Below are 16678 nucleotides of genomic sequence, written 5' to 3'. Positions count from 1 at the left end.
TCGCGGTATCATGGGAACAAGTTATTTAGAATGTTTTTTATGGATACCCCAACCCCTTCCCAGGTCGCCGAGCGCCTGGCCCGATTGCGGGCCGCGATGCGTCAGCGCCAGATCGACGCGCTGATGATTCCATCGGCCGATCCGCACCTGTCCGAATACCTGCCGGAACGCTGGCAAGGCCGTGAATGGGCGTCCGGCTTCACCGGCTCGGTCGGTACCCTGATCATCACGCCAGCGTTCGCCGGCCTGTGGACCGACGCCCGCTACTGGACTCAGGCCGAGCAGCAACTGGCCGAAACCGGCATCCAGCTGATGAAGCTGACCTCCGGCGCCAGCGTGCAATATGTTGACTGGTTGGCAAGCAATCTGGAATCCGGCCAGACCCTGGCCGTCGACGGCGCCGTGCTCGGCCTGGCCATCGCCCGCTTGCTGCACACCGCGCTGGGCGCCAAGCATGTCAAATTGAACACGGACCTCGACCTGCTGGCGCAGGTCTGGCAAGACCGTCCGGCGCTGCCGGCCGCGCCGATTGACGAACATCTGCCGCCCCACGCCACGCACAGCCGCCGCGACAAGCTGGCCGCGCTGCGCGACGCCCTGCAACAGGCCGGCGCTAATCACCACCTGCTGTCGACGCTGGACGACATCGCCTACCTGTTCAACCTGCGCGGCGCCGACGTCAACTTCAACCCGGTATTCCTGTCGCACGCGCTGATCACGCCGGCGGGTGCGACGATTTACGTCGCCGACGGCAAAATCCCGTCCGCACTGCGCGCCGCGCTGGCCACCGAGGGGATCGATGTCGCGCCGTATGAAACGGCCGCCGCCGCCCTCGGCGCGCTGCCGGCCGACGCCACCGTGCTGCTCGACCCGCGCCGCGTCACCTACGGCACCTGTCTATGGCTACCGGCCACGGTCCAGGTCATCGAGGCGATCAACCCGACCACGCTGGCCAAGTCGCGCAAAAGCGAGCAGGACGCCATCCACGTGCGCGCCACGATGGACCAGGATGGCGCCGCGCTGTGCGAATTCTTCACCTGGCTGGAGCAAACACTGTCCGACCCGGATCGCGCTCCGCTGACCGAAGTCGACATTGACCGGCAGATCACCGCCGCCCGCGCGCGCCGCCCCGGCTTCATCAGCCCGAGCTTCGCCACCATCGCCGGCTTTGGCGCCAACGGCGCCATCATGCATTACCGCGCCACCGAAGCGCGCCACGCCACCATCGAGGGCAACGGTCTGCTGCTGATCGATTCCGGCGGCCAGTATCTGGGCGGCACCACCGATATCACCCGCGTGGTGGCGGTCGGCCGCATCACCGAGGAGCACCGCCGCGATTTCACGCTGGTGCTGAAGGGGCTGATCGCCTTGTCGGTCGCCCGCTTCCCGCGCGGCACCCGCTCGCCGATGCTGGACGCCATCGCCCGCGCGCCGCTGTGGGCCGAGGGCCTGGACTATGGCCACGGCACCGGCCACGGCGTCGGCTACTTCCTCAACGTGCATGAAGGCCCGCAATCGATCTCGCAGTCGGCCATGCCGGAGCCGCAGACGGCGATGGAGCCGGGCATGATCACCTCCATCGAGCCGGGCTTGTACCGCACCGGCCGCTGGGGCATCCGCATCGAAAACCTGGTGCTCAACCGTCCCGCCGGCCAGACCGGCTTTGGCGAATTCCTCAACTTTGAAACCCTGACTATGTGCCCGATCGATACCCGCTGCATCGAAACCGCGCTGCTGCGCGCCGATGAGCTGCGCTGGCTGAACGACTATCACGCCACGGTGCGCAAGCGCCTGGCGCCGTTGCTGTCCGGCGCCGCGCTGGCTTGGCTGCACACCCGCACGGAGGCCTTATGAGCGGCCGCGCAACCCGAGCCACCAGCGCCATCGACCGCCTCAAGCGCCGCACCGGCAATGAGAAATATTCGATGACCGTCACCGGCAACGGCCACTTTCTGCTGTCCGAGGGCGCCGGCAACGCGCCGCTGAACGCGCCGATGGAGCTGGATCAATTCGTCGCCTTCGTCAACGGCATCGCGCCGCCGGCGCCGAAGCGGGTCAGCAAACTGGATGTTGCCTTTGAAAAGCAGCTCACTAAAAAAGGCTCTTGATGCCCGCCATTGAATTCCTGCAGGCCTACTGGTCGCACTCGGAGCTGGCCACCAACGCGGTGATTTTGCTGAATTTGCTGGGGGCCTTGCTGCTCGGCCTGCTGGTGGGCTATGAGCGCTCGTACCACGGCCGCGCGGCCGGCATGCGCACCTATGGCCTGGTGTGCATGGCGTCGGCCGCGCTGACCGTGATCGGCGGCTACCCCGGCCACTGGTTCGGCGGCCATGTGTCGACCTTTCTGGTGAACTCGGACCCGACCCGCATCGTGCAGGGCATCGTCACCGGCATCGGCTTTCTCGGCGCCGGCGTGATCATGCGCGAAGGCTTCAACATCAGCGGCCTGACCACGGCGGCGTCGATCTGGGCCTCGTCGGTGATCGGCGTGATGGTGGGCGTGGGCTTCTATCTGGGCGCGATCGGCCTGGCGATGTTGTGCGCCGGTTCGATGATTTTCCTGACCAAGGTCGAGGCGTGGCTGCCGTCGCGCCACGCGATCGCCATCACCATGCGCTTCAAGGCCGGTTACCGGCCGCAGGAGCAGGCCTTGCGCGCCATGGCGGCCCAGCGCGGCTATGAAATCGCCGGCGGCTCGCTGATGATCGGCAGCGAAGGCGGCATGCAGGAGTGGCGCTTTGTGGCGATTGCTTTCAGCAAGCGCAGCGGCGCGCCGATGGCGGTGCTGTCGGCCGAGCTGGCCGAGTTCGACGGCATCCACAGCTACCAGTTGACCCATGCGCGCAACTGACGCTGAGACGCCGGCCGCGTCCCTCAATCTGATCGGCGCCGGCCACGTGGGCCGCGTGCTGGGACGGCTGTTCGCACAGCACGGCGCCTTCGCGCTGCAACAGGTGCTGACCCGCTCGGTGGACTCGGCGCGGCAAGCGGTGGCGTTCATCGGCGCCGGCCAGGTGGCCAGCGCCTATGACCAACTGCTGCCGGCCGCCGTGCACTTGCTGGCGGTGGGCGACGACCAGATCGTCGCCGCCAGCGAGGCGCTGGCGCGCGCGGTGCCGCTGCGCGACAGCGTGGTGTTCCATTGCAGCGGCGCGCTGGCGTCCGACCGGCTGCAGGCCGCGCGCGACGCCGGGGCGCTGGTGGCCAGCGTGCATCCGGTGCGCAGCTTCGCCGATCCGGCGGCGGTGGCGGCGCAATTTGCCGGCACCTTCTGCGGCGTCGAGGGCGATGCCGGCGCGTTGGCCATGCTGACGCCGGCCTTGCAAGCGATCGGCGCGCAGCCAGTGCCGATCAACGCCGCGGCCAAGACGGTGTATCACGCGGCGGCGGTGTTCGCCAGCAACTACCTGGTCACGGTGCTGGACGCCGCGCTGCGCGCCTACCAGGCGGCCGGCATTCCGGAGCCGGTGGCGCGCCAGCTGGCGCAGCCGCTGGCCAGCGAGTCGATGGCCAATGTGTTCCGACTTGGCGCGGCGGCGGCGCTCAGCGGCCCGATCGCGCGCGGCGATATGGCCACCGTGGCGCGGCAGCAGCAGGCGGTCAGTCAGTGGGACCCGGACACCGGAGCGTTGTATCAGTCTCTTGTCGCTCCGACCACAGATCTGGCGCGGCGAAAACAGCGGAAATAGCGCTTCAGCGCGTATCTCCTTGTAAATTACTACTTAACAACTATATTTTAAGTAGATGTAGCGCCGCACTGCACAACAGGCTGAAGGCGGAATGACACGAAATGTGAAAAATAAGTACGGGATTAGTCGACAAACCACGGAATTAGCAATAAGCTTGTTTCTCAGAATGTTTTCTATAAGAATCAATCTGCAAGCTAACCGGCGCCAAATTTGGATAAAGTAGGGGTAAGAACATGTTATTTCTGAAGAGTACGACCGTCACGAAAGCGCCAGGCATTTACGACGTGGACATCGCCGCCAAACCGCCGGGCAAGACCTTCGGCGTGTTCCTGGCCACCGATCCCGACAATCCACCCACCGAAGTGCTGGCCCAGCTGGCCGCCCTCGGCTTCAAGCAGACCTACAGCGGTGGCTACACCCATAAGGACCGCGGCAAGGTGCTGGACCTGCACTTCCAGAAAGCCGGCACCGACCTGTTCGAAGGCTGGAAGCCGGAAGAGCAGGAAGCCAACATGGCCGCCATCAACGCGCTGTTCGGCGGCATCGGCATCACCGTCACCCCTCGGGTGATGAGCCTGGCCGAAGCCTACGCCTGATCTAGCCACTCACCTCGATGTGGTAGAGCGCCCACGGCGCGCCGCCGAACCGCGCCGCCAGCGGCAGGGCGGCCAGCGCCGGCACCTTGCCCGCATCGCACAGTGCCCATAACGGGCCGAGTCCGCCCAACGCCATCGCCGCGCCATCCATCCGGGTGGCGACGATCCAGCGTTGCGCGCGCGCCTGCGCCACCGTCACCGCCGCCGCATAGCCATCCACCGCCCGCAGGATCAGCCGGGTGTCGTCGCGCAATTGCGCGCCGGCCGCTTGCATCACGTCCAGCAGCAGCGGGCCGCTCAGCGTGTGTGGCCGCGCGTCGTATTCCAGCGTCGGCTGGATGGTGACGGCCGGCAGCGCCGCCAGCGCGGCGTAGTCGAACGCGTGCGCGTGCTCGAAACGGATCTGCTGCTTGGCCATCATCACATCGCGCGCCGGATCGAACTTGCCCCGGTTGGGCTTGGTGATGGCGCCGGTGACGGTCAGCAAGGCCGGGCCGGCTGGCGCGGTGGCTGCTGTGGCGGCGCCAGGCAAGGCCGCCGCCAGGCCGGCCACCCCGGCCGTGCCCAGGAATTGGCGTTTTTTCATGCGGGAACTCCTCGAATCCTTAGTGCCGGTATCATACCGTGCATGGACCTGTTTGCTGACGATACCTCTCTGACGCCGATACCGCTGGAAGACGGCGAGCTGTGGTTTCAGCAGCGGCTGGCGCTCGACCTGGCGCCGGACGAGGTGATGCGCCGCCTGCTGGCCGAGACCGATTGGCGGCACGAGCAAATCCATGTATGGGGCAAATGGCATGCGCAGCCGCGCCTGTCCGCCTGGCACGGCGAGGCCAGCTACCGCTACTCCGGCAAAACCTTTCATCCGCAGCCGTTCACGGCCTTGCAACGGCATCTGCAGCAGGCCGTCGAGCTAGCCACCGGACGCCGCTTCAACAGCGTACTGCTCAACTATTACCGCGATGAACGCGACAGCATGGGCTTTCATGCCGACGATGAGCCCGAGCTGGGGCCGGAGCCGGCCATCGCCTCGCTCAGCTTCGGCGCGCCGCGCACCTTCATCCTCAAGCACCGCAGCCGCTCGCATACGCTCAAGCTGGCGCTGGGCGACGGCAGCCTGCTGCTGATGGCCGGCACGTTGCAGCGGCACTGGGTGCACGGCATCAACAAGGAACGCACGCCGCGCGGGCCGCGCATCAATCTGACCTTCCGGCTGATCGCCTGACGCGCTTGCGCGACGGCTTTAAGCCATCTTTAAGTTTGGCGCATCTTGAAATTTGCCAATGATCGTTTGGCTTACATCTCGTCACACTTCTTACTAATTCGGTCGTGACGTGTGGGAGTTCGAGTGCTATCTTGGACACATCGCAATTCGCTAGTAACTGCGATCCCAAGCAAGACCACTTTTTAACTTTTTGCTGAAAGATCAAAATCATGAAAAAAATCATCTTCGCCCTGGTTGCTTCCGCAGCCGCTCTGAGCGGCACCGCCGCCTACGCCCAATCGAACACCCAAGACGCCGCCGGCACCGCTTACATCGGCGCGGGCGTGGTGGGTAGCCGCTACAACTTCGACGCCGCAGGCGATGGTTCGCAAAGCGGCGACAACAAGACCGGCTCCAAGGCCGCGGGCAAAATCTACGGTGGTTACAACATCGACAATACCTGGGCGGTAGAAGCCGGCTACACCGACTTCGGCAAGCGCAGCTACAACTACACCCAGGGCGGCGCCGCTGGCGGCATCAACACCGACGCGCACTCGTACTACGTGGCCGGCAAAGGCACCTGGCCTGTGGCGCGTGACTTCGCCGTGTTCGGCAAGCTGGGCGTCGCCCGCAATCACAATGAAGTGACCACCAGCGGCGTCGCCTCGCTGAACGGCAGCGACAACAAAACCGCGCTGTACGCTTCGGTGGGTGGCGAGTACGCCATCAACAAGAACGTGAAAGTGTCGCTGGAGTATGAAAACTACGGCAAGAGCGATATCGACACCGGTCGTAAAGCCGGTGCCGTTACTGCGGGCCTGCGCTACAACTTCTAAGCGCAGCGTCGCATAGTCTCTTCAAGTAAGAAGGGCCGGGTCTGCTAACGCAGGCCCGGCCCTTTGACATGGTGCGGCTGATTAGTTGGTCAGCGGCTTGTAGCGGATACGCTTCGGCTTGGCGCCTTCCTCACCCAGGCGTTTCTTCTTGTCGGCTTCGTACTCTTGGTAGTTGCCGTCGAAGAAGGTCACTTGCGAGTTGCCTTCGAACGCCAGGATGTGGGTGGCGATACGGTCCAGGAACCAGCGATCGTGCGAGATCACCATCACCGAGCCGGCGAATTCCAGCAGCGCATCTTCCAGCGCGCGCAGGGTTTCCACGTCCAGATCGTTCGACGGCTCATCCAGCAGCAATACGTTGCCGCCCTTGAGCAGCGTCTTGGCCAAGTGCAGACGACCGCGCTCACCGCCGGACAGGTTGCCGACGATCTTCTGCTGGTCGCCGCCCTTGAAGTTGAAGCGGCCCAGATAGGCGCGCGACGGCATTTCGAAGCGGCCCACGCTCAGCACGTCGGCGCCGCCGGACACGTCCTCAAACACGGTCTTGCTATCGGCCAAGGCGTCGCGGCTCTGGTCGACCAGCGAAATGCGCGCGGTCTTACCGATCACCACTTCGCCGCTGTCCGGCTGGTCAATGCCGGCGATCATTTTGAACAGCGTCGATTTACCGGCGCCGTTCGGGCCGATGATGCCGACGATGGCGCCCGGCGGAATCGTGAAGGAAACATTGTCCAGCAGCAGGCGGTCGCCGAAGCCTTTCGACACGTTCTTGAATTCGATCACTTCGTTGCCCAGACGCTCGGCCACCGGGATGAAAATCTCCTGGGTCTCGTTGCGCTTCTGGTATTCGTACTCGCTCAGCTCGTTGAAACGGGCCAGACGCGCCTTCGACTTGGCCTGACGCGCCTTTGGATTCTGACGCGACCATTCCAGTTCCTTCTGCAGCGCGCGCTGGCGCGCCGATTCGGTGGCTTCTTCCTGCTTCAGACGGTCCTGCTTCTGGTCCAGCCACGACGAGTAGTTGCCTTTCCATGGGATGCCATGGCCGCGGTCCAGTTCCAGAATCCACTCGGCGGCGTTGTCGAGGAAGTAGCGATCGTGGGTGATGCCGACCACGGTGCCAGGGAAGCGCAGCAGGAACTGCTCCAGCCACTCGACCGATTCCGCGTCCAGGTGATTGGTCGGTTCGTCGAGCAGCAGCATGTCCGGTTTGGACAGCAGCAGCTTGCACAGCGCCACGCGGCGCTTTTCACCGCCGGACAGCACGCCGATCTTGGCGTCCCACGGCGGCAGGCGCAGCGCGTCGGCGGCCATTTCCAGTTGCAAATTCAGGTTGCCGCCATCGGACGACGAGATGATCGCTTCCAGCCGCGCCTGCTCTGCGGCCAGCGCGTCGAAGTCGGCGTCTTCCTCGGCGTAGGCGGCGTACACGGCGTCCAGCTTGGCTTGCGCCTCGAACGCCTCGCCGAGGCCGGATTCGACTTCCTGGCGCACGGTTTTTTCCGGGTCCAGCTGCGGCTCCTGCGGCAGGTAGCCGATGTTCAGACCCGGCATCGGGCGTGCTTCGCCCTGGATGTCGGTATCGATGCCGGCCATAATTTTCAGCAAGGTCGACTTACCGGAGCCGTTCAGGCCCAGTACGCCGATTTTTGCGCCTGGGAAGAAGGACAGCGAAATATCTTTCAGAATCTGGCGCTTGGGCGGGACGATTTTGCCCACGCGGTTCATGGTATAGACGTAATTTGCCATTGAGAATCTCAGTGAGGGTGCAAGGAAGGACGACAGGATACGATAAATCCGCGTATTCTCCCACTATTCTCCCACTATTTGGCGCGCCGGCCGACCCACAGCCCCTCGGCCACGAACAGCATCAGCGCGCCCCAGATCATCATGAAGCCGATCAGCCGTTGCGGCGGGAAGGCCTCGTGGAAGAACCACACGCCCAGCATCGCCTGGATGGTCGGCGCCAGGTACTGGGCCAGCCCCAGCGCCGCCATCGGAATCTTGCGGGCGCCGGCGGCGAACAGCAGCAGCGGAATCGCGGTGATTGGCCCGGCCGCCGCCAGCAGCCAGCGGGTGCTGTCATTGGGCGTGTGAAGGAAGGTGTTCTGGCCGTGCCAGGTCAGCCAGCCGACATAGGCCAGCGCCAGCGGCAGCAGCAACATGGTTTCCAGCGACAAGCCTTCCAGCGCCTCCAGCGCCGCGGTCTTGCGCAGCAGGCCGTAGCAGCCGAAGGTGATGCCCAAAATCAGCGCGACCCACGGCAGATGGCCGCCTTGCCAGGTCAGCCAGGCCACGCCGCTGGCGGCCAGCGCGATGGCCAGCCACTGGCGGCGACGCAGGCGCTCGTGCAACACCAGCACGCCCAGCAGCACATTGATCAGCGGATTGATGAAGTAGCCCAGGCTGGCGTCGATGACGTGGCCGTTGTTGATGGCCCAGATATATACGCCCCAGTTGGCCGTCAGCAGCAGCGCGCTGGCGCCAAAGCTGGCCAGCACGCGCGGCTGCCGCGCCACCCTGGGCAGCCATTTCCACTGCTGGCGCACGCTCAGCACCACCACCAGGAACAGCAGCGACCACAACATGCGGTGGGCGAGGATTTCCTGCGGCGGCACTTCCTTGATGGCGTGGAAATACAACGGGAACAAGCCCCATAACAGGAAGGCCAGCAAGGCGTACAACAGACCGGAATTCATCGGAAAGATCGGCTAAAAGGAATGGTCAATCTGGCATTATCGCTCATCCGTGCACGCTCCGCTGGCGGCCGCGCTCGCGCTGGCGCGAGCGGCAGCGTACACTCTCGGTATTGATCGTCCCAACCGCTTTTGACCATGCCAAAATATCCTTGCGTTTTGCATAAACATCACCTATTGTGCAATGCACCAAAACAACAGCAGGTGCAATCTTGACCGAGCAACACAAGAAAAGCAGTCTGGCGGCGCTGACGCTGGCGGCGATCGGCATCGTCTATGGCGACATCGGCACGAGCCCTCTTTACACCCTCAAAACCATTTTCGATCCCGAGCACGGCCTGGCGCTGAGCGAGGCCAACCTGCTGGGCATTATTTCGCTGATTTTCTGGGGCCTGACCATCATCGTCTCGCTCAAGTACGTGACGCTGGTGCTGCGCGCCGATAACCGCGGCGAGGGCGGCATCATGGCGCTGATGGCGCTGGCCCTGAATTCGGTCAGCAAGGCGGCGCCGCGCTGGCACTTCCCGCTGATGCTGCTGGGCGTGTTCGGCGCCACCATGTTCTATGGCGACAGCGTGATCACCCCGGCCATCTCGGTGCTGGGCGCGATCGAGGGGCTGGAGGTGGCCGCGCCCGGCCTGGAGCAGTACATCGTGCCGCTCACCATCATCGTGCTGATCTCGCTGTACGCGATGCAGCGCCACGGCACCGCCGGCATCGGCCGCTTCTTCGGCCCGGTCATGGTGCTGTGGTTCGCCGCGCTGGCCGCCATGGGCGTGATCAACATCATCGAGGCGCCGCAGATCCTGGCCGCGCTCAATCCGCTCCACGCGCTGCGCTTCATGTACGAGAACCGCATGATCGCCTTTGTCGCCATCGGCGCGGTGGTGCTGGCGCTGACCGGCGCCGAGGCGCTGTACGCCGACATGGGCCACTTCGGCAAGCAGCCGATCCGCGCCGCCTGGTTCATGATCGTGTTCCCGGCGCTGGCGCTGAACTATCTGGGCCAGGGCGCGCTGCTGCTGACCCATCCGGGCACCGTCGACAACCCGTTCTTCCACCAGCTGGGCGACTGGGCCGTCTACCCGCTGGTGATCCTGTCCACGGCGGCGGCGGTGATCGCCTCGCAGGCCACCATCTCCGGCACCTTCTCGATGACCAAGCAGGCCATCGCACTTGGCCTGCTGCCGCGCATGCGCATCCTGCACACTTCGGCCACCGAGATCGGCCAGATCTACATCCCGGCCGTCAACTGGCTGCAACTGATCGTGGTGTTGCTGGCGGTGGTCGGCTTCGGCTCGTCCGACAAGCTGGCCGGCGCCTACGGCATCGCCGTCACCGCCACCATGCTGGCCACCACGGTGCTGACCTTCTTCGTCATCCGCTACCGCTGGCACCTGCCGCTGGCGCTGTGCATCGGCGCCACCGGCCTGTTCCTGACGCTGGACATCGCGCTGTTCTCGGCCAGCACGCTGAAGCTGTTCCACGGCGGCTGGTTCCCGCTGCTGCTGGGCGTGGTGCTGTTCACCGTGATGCTGACCTGGAAGCGCGGTCGCCAGCTGGTGTTTGAAAACTTGCAGAAGCACGCCATTCCGCTGGAGGACTTCCTGGCATCGCTGTTCGTGGCGCCGCCGACGCGCGTCTATGGCACCGCCATCTTCATGCGCGGCGAGAGCGACGGCGTGCCGCACGCGCTGCTGCACAACCTGTCGCACAACAAGGTGCTGCACGAGCGGGTGGTGTTCGTCACCGTGCACATCGTCGAGGAACCGTATGTGGCGGCGGCCGACCAGGCCAAGATCACCGACCTCGGGCACCAGTGCTATCAGTTGAACATCTACTATGGCTTCAAGGACGAGCCGGATATTCCGCGCGTGATGCAGCTGTGCGAGCCTCTGGGCCTGCCGTTTGAGATGATGGAGACGTCTTTCTTCATCGCCCGCCAGACGGTGATTTCGGCGCCGGGGCAGGGCATGGCCACCTGGCGCGAGCATCTGTTCGTGGCCATGTCGCGCAATGCGCGCGGCGCCGCCGACTACTACCAGATTCCACCGAACCGCGTCATCGAACTGGGCACGCAAGTGGAAATTTGAAGACAAAAAGATGTAACTGAATGTAGTGCCGGGAGTGGAAGGGTTGACGTCTGCTAAACTTCTGCGCCGGGACGACCGAATACGAATACTCATCAAAAGGTAAATATGAAAGCGATGTTGCAACTTATCGTTGCTGCGGCTTGCGCAGCAACTCTGGTCGCCTGTGGCGGCGGCGATAAAACTCCGCAGGCGGTGGTGGTGGCGCAGCCGGACTACAAGCTGACCGAGACCGCCGTTGGCACCGGCAGCGTGGTGGCGGCGGCCGGCGACACCGTGACCTTCAAGTACAACGGCTATCTGTACAACGCCAACAACGCGGCCAACGGCTATCGCGGCGACAAGGTGCGCAGCACCTATGACAGCAACACCACGTTCACCTACACCGTGGGCGTGGGCGCCGGCGCGTTCACTGCCGGCATCGGCCCGGGCTGGGACATGGCGCTGGTCGGCATGCGTGCCGGCGGCACCCGCACCGCGATCCTGCCCGCCAACCTGGCGTATGGCGCCACCGCCTACGAGGCGGTGACCGCCAACGGCATCACCTATAGCGCGATTCCGGCCAACTCGCCGATGGTGTTCGACTTCGAAATGGTCAGCGTCACCAAGGCGGTCGTGGTCACACCGGTTCCGGCGCCAACCACGCTGGTGATCAAGGACACCACCACCGGCACCGGCGACACCGCCGCCGCCGGCAAGACGTTGACCGTGGCCTACAACCTGTATGTGTATGATGGCGGCTCGGTCACGCTGCGCAGCGCGCTGAAGGAAACCAACAGCAACTTCTCCTTCGTGCTGGGCGCCGGCGCGGTCATCAAGGGCTGGGATCAGGGCCTGGTCGGGATGCAGGTTGGCGGCACCCGCACGCTGACCATTCCGCCTGATCTGGCGTATGGCGCTGCCGCGCAGCAGGACGCCGCCGGCAACGTCACGATCCCCGCCAACTCCACGCTGGTGTTCGATATCTCGCTGACCGCCGTGAAGTAAGCGCAGAGCGCATCGAAAAGGCAGCTTCGGCTGCCTTTTTCTATTCGCGCAGCGCGCGCGCCGGCGTGATGCGCATCGCCGCCCAGGTGTGGCGCGCACTGGCTGCCAGCACCACCAGTAGCGCCGCCGTCAGTGCCGCCAGCGGCGCCCAGGCGCCCAGCGGCGAGCGCTCGGCGAACGGCGCCAGATAGCGCGCGATCGCCAGCCAGGCCGGCGGCAGCGCGATCAAGGCCGCCACGCCGGCCAGCAGCACGAACTCGCGGCCGACCAGCAGCGCAATCGCCGCGCGGCCGGCGCCGTGCAGCTTGCGCAGCACGATCTCGCGCGCGCGCCGCTGCACGCTGTGCGCCGCCAGCACGTAGATGCCGAACGCCGCCAGCACCAGCAGCATCGCCGTGGCGCAAGCCAGCAGGCGCGCCAGCCGCAGGTCATCGGCGTACGCTTGCGTGTAGTAGCCTGCCACCGGCCGCAGCGACACCGGCTGCGTCGGATAGTGGCGCAGCCAGACGGCGGCGATGGCCGCCTCCACCTCGGCGCGCGCGACGCTGCCGTCCAGGCGCACCGTCATCAGGCCATTGTCGCGCAGTACCATGTAGATCATCGGCCGCACCGGATCGCGCAGTGTTTCCCAGCGCAGGTCCGGCGCCACACCGACCACGCGCCACGGGCTGCCGTTGATGCGCTGGCCCAGCGCCTGCTGCGCCGAGGTCCATCCCAGCGCCGTCACCGCCGCCTGGTTCAGCACCACGTTCTGCTCACCCTCCGCCGCCTGCCGCTCGCGCGCGTCGAACACCCTGCCGGCCAGCGCCGGCACCTTGTACACCTTGAAGAAGTCCGCTCCCACCCACTGCACCGACAATGCCACGCTGCTGCCATCGACACGCTGGACGTTGCTGCTGCCGCGCGTGCCGGTGCGGTCGTCGCGGCCCGGCACATTGCCACTCCAGGTCGCGCTGGCCACGCCGGGGAGCCGCGCCACCGCCTCGCGCAGCGTGTCCGCAGGCGGTTGGCTGACCGGGATCGGCATCTCCACCGCCAGCAGCGGCGCAGGATCGAAGCCGGGGGGCGCGGACGCGGCGAACTGCGTCTGCCAAAGAATGGCCAGCGCCACGCTGCCCATGCCGATGGCGGCGCTGAACTGCACCGCCGTCAGTGCGCGCCGCAACCATGCACCGCCGGGCGTCTCGCCGCTGCGTTGCGCCAGTGTGGCGCGCATGTCGATACCGCGCGCCAGCCAGCCGGGGTAGGCGCCGGCCAGCACGCCGACCACCGCGCCGAACGCCACGCAGGCCAGCACCGATAGCGGCGTGAACACGCCGTCCAGCTGCCGTTGCAGCAGTTCGGACGCCAGCGGCAGCAGTAGCCATGCCAGCAGCACGCCCAGCGTGGCGGCGGCGGTGGACAGCAGCAGCGCCTCGCTCATGAACTGCAGCAGCAACTGGCGCGTGCCGGCGCCCATCACGCGCCGCACGGCGATTTCGCGCTGGCGGCGCTGCGCCCGCATGGTCGCCAGATTGATGTAGTTGACCACCGCCAGCAGCAGTATCAGCAGGCCGGCGGCGCCAAGCGCCAACACCATGCGCTGGTCGCCGCGCTGTCCGGCGCCCATGGTGTTGGCCACCGTGCGGTCGAAGTAAGCGTCGGCCAAGGGACCGAGCCCGATATCGACCATCTTGCGTCCATTCAGCGCCGCCTTCAGTTCCGGCGAGGACATATCGCCCCATGGGGCCCGGTCGATCACGTCCTGCAGCGCTTTTTGCAGCGCTTCCGGGCTGGCGCTGGTTTTGACGTAAATGCGGCCGGCGATGCCCATCCAGTTGGACAGCGCTTCGCGCCGCTGCTGCTCGGTCCACAGCGCCGTGCCGGTGCCGACCAGCATGTTGAACTGCAGGGTACTGTTGGATGGCCGGTCCGGCAGCAGCGCGCACACCTGCAGCGTGTGTCCATCGAGGACGATGCTCCGGCCCAGCGCCTCGCTAACGCCGAACAGCTGGAGCGCGGCCTTGCGCGTGAGCGCCAGACCGTCAGGCTGCGTCAGCGCCTGTTGCAGATCGCCTTGCAGCGCGCGCAGTCCGGCAATTCGTTCGAACGCCGGATCGACAGCGGTATAGTCGACCATGCGCGGCACGCCGTGCTGGTTCACGCTTGCCTGCCTTGGCCACCAGATACTGGCCTCAAGCGGCAGGCCGCTTTGCAGGGCGACGCTGCGCAGCGCGAATGGCGTGTACTCCATCCACTGCGGCTGCGGGATGAAATTGAGCCGGTGCTTGATCAGGAAAACCTGCTCGCGCTGCGGCACATCGCGGTCATAGCTGAAGGAGTAGTGCACAAAGCCCATCAGCAGGAAACACACGGCGAAGCCGGCGGCGAGGCCGAATAATTCCACCGCGGAGTTCAGTGGATGGCGCAGCAGCAGGCGCCAGGCGATACGGAAGTCACGCAACATCATGCGGCCTGCAGTGCATCGACCATGATGCGCCCATCCAGCAGATTCAGGGTGCGCGAGGCTTGCGCCGCGTGGTCGGGCGAGTGCGTGACCATGACCACCGTCGTGCCTTCGGCGTTGATGTCGCGCAGCAGGCGCATGACCTCATCACCGTGGGCGCTATCCAGATTGCCGGTTGGCTCGTCGGCCAGCAGCATGGCGGGGCCGGACACCAGCGCCCGGGCGATCGCCACGCGCTGCTGCTGGCCGCCGGACAGCTGCGACGGACGATGGCCGGCGCGGTGGCCGACCCCCAGCTTGTTGAGCATCGCCGTCACGCGCTCGCGCCGTTCGCGCGCCGGCGTGCCGTTGTATTCCAGCGCCAGTTCCACATTCTCGAACACCGTCAGCTCCTCGATCAGGTTAAAACTCTGGAAGATGAAGCCGATGCGGCCGCGCCGCAGCTTGTTCAGCTGCGCCTCGCTCCAGCCGGCGATGTTCTGGCCCTCGAACCAGTATTCGCCGCGCGTCGGCACGTCCAGCAGCCCGAGGATGCCGAGCATGGTCGATTTGCCGCAGCCGGAAGGCCCGGTGATGGCGACATATTCGCCTGCCTCGATTTCCAGGTCGATGCGGTCCAGGGCCGTGGTCTGGATTTCGCCCGCCTGGTGAACTTTGCTGACGCCGACAAGTTTGAGCATGTGCGTGTGCCTTATGGTGAGTGGATAAGAGGTTACTGCGTAATGTGCAGCCGTGGTGAATTTCCGTAGGCGGCGTAGCTGGACAGAATGACCTTGTCGCCGGCCTTCAGGCCGTCCAGCACTTCGATCTGGCTGTTGTTGCGGCGACCGGTGCGCACGGCGCGACGCTGGGCGTTGCGGCCGCCGTCGTCCAGCACATACACCCAGGCCCCGCCGCTGTCGTTGATGAAGGCGCCGTTGGGCAGCAACAGCGCGGTGGACGGCTCGCCCAGCGTGATGCGCGCGTCCAGACTCTGGCCGGGATTGAGCACCGGCGGCTGGCCCCTGGTGAACACCAATTCGACGGTGAAGCGGCCGTCCTTGATCTGCGGGTAGATGGTGCTGATGTCGGCGGCGTAGTTGCGCTCATCCTGCTTCACGCTGCCGTGGCGGCCGACCGCCATGCGGTTCAGGTAGTACTCGTCCACGCTGGCGGTGAGCTTGAAGCGCAACGGATCGTCGATACGTCCGATGTTCTTGCCGGTGGCGATGGACTCGCCGATCTGCAGGCGAAAGTTGGTCAGGCGCCCGTCGGCCGGCGCGCGCACGGCCAGCGCGTCGACGGTGGCGGAGACCAGTCTGAGGCCCGAGTTAAGGCCCTGTATCGAGCTTTCCAGTTGCTGTTCCGCGCCTTGCCGCACGCGTGTCTCGGCGGCGTTGGCATGCTGCTCCTGCCTGAGCGAGCGCTCCTGCTGCGCCAACCGGTCTTCCGATTCTTCCAGCGCCACGCCGGAGATGAAGCCTTGGGTCGCCAGCCGGACGTTGCGCGCATGCTGCTTGCGCGCCTGATCGAGCGCGAATTGTAAGTCGTCCAGCCGTCGCTGGTGATCGCTGGCGCTGGCCTGCTGCGACACGCGCAGGTTGGACAAGTTGAAAATGCTGACCGAATGCTCGTACTGGCGCGCCAGCAGTTCCAGGTTGCGCTGCGGGTTGGAGATGCGGAACAGCAGCTGGCCTTTTTTGACCAGCGCCCCATCGGCGGCGAAGACTTCCTCCACGCGGCCGGATTCCACCGCGTCGAGAATGACGGCATTGAGCGGCTCGGCGTTGGCGCGCACAATCACCTCATCGACAAAGACGCCGCGCGTCGCCTGGCCGATGCGCAGGTCGCCGCCATCTATTTGCAGGCCGCGCGGCATCCATGCCCACAGCGCGCAGGTTGCCGCGGCAAACGCCAGCACGGCGCCGGCGATGATGGCGAGGCGCTTGCCGCGCCTGCGCGGCGCCACGCTGTCCATGGCTGCACCGCTGGCGGGTAGCTGCTGCGCCGGGGGCGGAATTTTTTTTTCGATGTGCATACCGGCCTTACAGCAAACCCTGTGCCATGCCGGAAATCGCGGTTTCTGGCCGCTGTCGCGCTACAGGTGTTCATTTACGGACAGTGCCCGCTGTTCGCAAGTGGACAGCCTTTA

15 protein-coding genes are annotated in these 16678 nt (G+C 65.4%); 9 read left to right on the top strand and 6 right to left on the bottom strand.

Annotation, left to right across the window (positions count from 1 at the left end; genetic code table 11):
* Window positions 1-39: 39 nt before the first annotated feature.
* The 5 genes from GTP44_RS00565 to GTP44_RS00545 all read left to right on the top strand — a co-directional run bounded on the left by GTP44_RS00565 (window position 40) and on the right by GTP44_RS00545 (window position 4288).
* The gene (locus GTP44_RS00565; RefSeq protein ID WP_161017894.1) at window positions 40-1854 is read left to right on the top strand and encodes an aminopeptidase P family protein; all 1815 of its coding nucleotides are present in this window, start codon (window positions 40-42) and stop codon (window positions 1852-1854) included.
* The gene (locus tag GTP44_RS00560) at window positions 1851-2108 is read left to right on the top strand and encodes a hypothetical protein (RefSeq protein ID WP_161017893.1); all 258 of its coding nucleotides are present in this window, start codon (window positions 1851-1853) and stop codon (window positions 2106-2108) included. Before GTP44_RS00565 ends, GTP44_RS00560 begins: the two co-directional genes overlap by 4 nt.
* A complete protein-coding gene (locus GTP44_RS00555; protein ID WP_160988457.1) occupies window positions 2108-2854 on the top strand; it encodes an MgtC/SapB family protein in 747 nt (248 codons plus the stop codon). The genes GTP44_RS00560 and GTP44_RS00555 overlap by 1 nt, the downstream gene beginning before the upstream one ends.
* Entirely contained in the window at window positions 2841-3692 is an 852-nt protein-coding gene (locus tag GTP44_RS00550; protein WP_161017892.1) for a Rossmann-like and DUF2520 domain-containing protein, read from the top strand. Before GTP44_RS00555 ends, GTP44_RS00550 begins: the two co-directional genes overlap by 14 nt.
* A gap of 233 nt (window positions 3693-3925) precedes the next feature.
* Window positions 3926-4288 carry a hypothetical protein gene (locus GTP44_RS00545; RefSeq protein WP_161017891.1) on the top strand — a complete coding sequence of 121 codons (363 nt, stop codon included), beginning with the start codon at window positions 3926-3928 and terminating at the stop codon, window positions 4286-4288.
* A gap of 1 nt (window position 4289) precedes the next feature.
* Here GTP44_RS00545 and GTP44_RS00540 read toward each other — a convergent pair whose 3' ends face one another.
* Window positions 4290-4874: a molybdopterin-dependent oxidoreductase gene (locus tag GTP44_RS00540; protein WP_160988460.1), complete on the bottom strand. Its 585-nt coding sequence runs from the start codon at window positions 4872-4874 to the stop codon at window positions 4290-4292.
* Window positions 4875-4916: 42 nt separating this feature from the next.
* Between GTP44_RS00540 and GTP44_RS00535 the strand changes: the two genes are divergently transcribed.
* On the top strand, window positions 4917-5513 hold the full coding sequence (locus tag GTP44_RS00535; RefSeq protein WP_161017890.1) for an alpha-ketoglutarate-dependent dioxygenase AlkB family protein: 597 nt from the start codon (window positions 4917-4919) through the stop codon (window positions 5511-5513).
* Between the two features lie 209 nt (window positions 5514-5722).
* Window positions 5723-6328 (top strand): outer membrane beta-barrel protein, encoded by a 606-nt coding sequence (locus GTP44_RS00530; RefSeq protein WP_160988462.1) that lies wholly within the window; start codon window positions 5723-5725, stop codon window positions 6326-6328.
* Between the two features lie 81 nt (window positions 6329-6409).
* Here the strand turns inward: GTP44_RS00530 and ettA are convergent, their stop codons facing one another.
* Window positions 6410-8077, bottom strand: coding sequence for an energy-dependent translational throttle protein EttA (gene ettA / locus GTP44_RS00525; protein WP_090188862.1), 1668 nt, complete (start codon window positions 8075-8077; stop codon window positions 6410-6412).
* Window positions 8078-8151: 74 nt separating this feature from the next.
* Entirely contained in the window at window positions 8152-9027 is an 876-nt protein-coding gene (rarD, locus tag GTP44_RS00520; RefSeq protein ID WP_161017889.1) for an EamA family transporter RarD, read from the bottom strand.
* A gap of 209 nt (window positions 9028-9236) precedes the next feature.
* On the opposite strand from rarD, the gene GTP44_RS00515 reads away from it, so the two are divergent.
* Together GTP44_RS00515 and GTP44_RS27965 are read left to right on the top strand one after the other, a co-directional pair.
* Complete coding sequence (locus tag GTP44_RS00515; RefSeq protein ID WP_161017888.1) at window positions 9237-11117, top strand: potassium transporter Kup; 1881 nt, start codon at window positions 9237-9239, stop codon at window positions 11115-11117.
* A gap of 105 nt (window positions 11118-11222) precedes the next feature.
* Window positions 11223-12101 carry an FKBP-type peptidyl-prolyl cis-trans isomerase gene (locus tag GTP44_RS27965; RefSeq protein WP_161017887.1) on the top strand — a complete coding sequence of 293 codons (879 nt, stop codon included), beginning with the start codon at window positions 11223-11225 and terminating at the stop codon, window positions 12099-12101.
* A gap of 40 nt (window positions 12102-12141) precedes the next feature.
* Here the strand turns inward: GTP44_RS27965 and GTP44_RS00505 are convergent, their stop codons facing one another.
* From GTP44_RS00505 to GTP44_RS00495, 3 genes are read right to left on the bottom strand one after another with little or no spacing between them, the layout of a single operon-like run.
* Complete coding sequence (locus GTP44_RS00505; protein ID WP_161017886.1) at window positions 12142-14550, bottom strand: ABC transporter permease; 2409 nt, start codon at window positions 14548-14550, stop codon at window positions 12142-12144.
* Window positions 14547-15227 carry an ABC transporter ATP-binding protein gene (locus GTP44_RS00500; RefSeq protein WP_160988467.1) on the bottom strand — a complete coding sequence of 227 codons (681 nt, stop codon included), beginning with the start codon at window positions 15225-15227 and terminating at the stop codon, window positions 14547-14549. Before GTP44_RS00500 ends, GTP44_RS00505 begins: the two co-directional genes overlap by 4 nt.
* Window positions 15228-15259: 32 nt before the next feature.
* Entirely contained in the window at window positions 15260-16564 is a 1305-nt protein-coding gene (locus GTP44_RS00495) for an efflux RND transporter periplasmic adaptor subunit (RefSeq protein WP_229256717.1), read from the bottom strand.
* Window positions 16565-16678 lie beyond the last annotated feature (114 nt).

The organism is Duganella lactea, from assembly GCF_009857505.1.
Lineage (GTDB): Bacteria > Pseudomonadota > Gammaproteobacteria > Burkholderiales > Burkholderiaceae_D > Rugamonas > Rugamonas lactea.
The sequence above is the reverse complement of the archived record's forward strand: the minus strand, read 5'-3'. Positions and strand labels throughout refer to the sequence as shown.

What these genes read in the sequence shown, in the direction of transcription:
- GTP44_RS00565 (WP_161017894.1), top strand. Translation starts at nt 40, where the DNA reads ATGGATACCCCAACCCCTTCCCAGGTCGCCGAGCGCCTGGCCCGATTG.
- GTP44_RS00560 (WP_161017893.1), top strand. Translation starts at nt 1,851, where the DNA reads ATGAGCGGCCGCGCAACCCGAGCCACCAGCGCCATCGACCGCCTCAAG.
- GTP44_RS00555 (WP_160988457.1), top strand. Translation starts at nt 2,108, where the DNA reads ATGCCCGCCATTGAATTCCTGCAGGCCTACTGGTCGCACTCGGAGCTG.
- GTP44_RS00550 (WP_161017892.1), top strand. Translation starts at nt 2,841, where the DNA reads ATGCGCGCAACTGACGCTGAGACGCCGGCCGCGTCCCTCAATCTGATC.
- GTP44_RS00545 (WP_161017891.1), top strand. Translation starts at nt 3,926, where the DNA reads ATGTTATTTCTGAAGAGTACGACCGTCACGAAAGCGCCAGGCATTTAC.
- GTP44_RS00540 (WP_160988460.1), bottom strand. Translation starts at nt 4,874, where the DNA reads ATGAAAAAACGCCAATTCCTGGGCACGGCCGGGGTGGCCGGCCTGGCG.
- GTP44_RS00535 (WP_161017890.1), top strand. Translation starts at nt 4,917, where the DNA reads ATGGACCTGTTTGCTGACGATACCTCTCTGACGCCGATACCGCTGGAA.
- GTP44_RS00530 (WP_160988462.1), top strand. Translation starts at nt 5,723, where the DNA reads ATGAAAAAAATCATCTTCGCCCTGGTTGCTTCCGCAGCCGCTCTGAGC.
- ettA (WP_090188862.1), bottom strand. Translation starts at nt 8,077, where the DNA reads ATGGCAAATTACGTCTATACCATGAACCGCGTGGGCAAAATCGTCCCG.
- rarD (WP_161017889.1), bottom strand. Translation starts at nt 9,027, where the DNA reads ATGAATTCCGGTCTGTTGTACGCCTTGCTGGCCTTCCTGTTATGGGGC.
- GTP44_RS27965 (WP_161017887.1), top strand. Translation starts at nt 11,223, where the DNA reads ATGAAAGCGATGTTGCAACTTATCGTTGCTGCGGCTTGCGCAGCAACT.
- GTP44_RS00505 (WP_161017886.1), bottom strand. Translation starts at nt 14,550, where the DNA reads ATGATGTTGCGTGACTTCCGTATCGCCTGGCGCCTGCTGCTGCGCCAT.
- GTP44_RS00500 (WP_160988467.1), bottom strand. Translation starts at nt 15,227, where the DNA reads ATGCTCAAACTTGTCGGCGTCAGCAAAGTTCACCAGGCGGGCGAAATC.
- GTP44_RS00495 (WP_229256717.1), bottom strand. Translation starts at nt 16,564, where the DNA reads ATGCACATCGAAAAAAAAATTCCGCCCCCGGCGCAGCAGCTACCCGCC.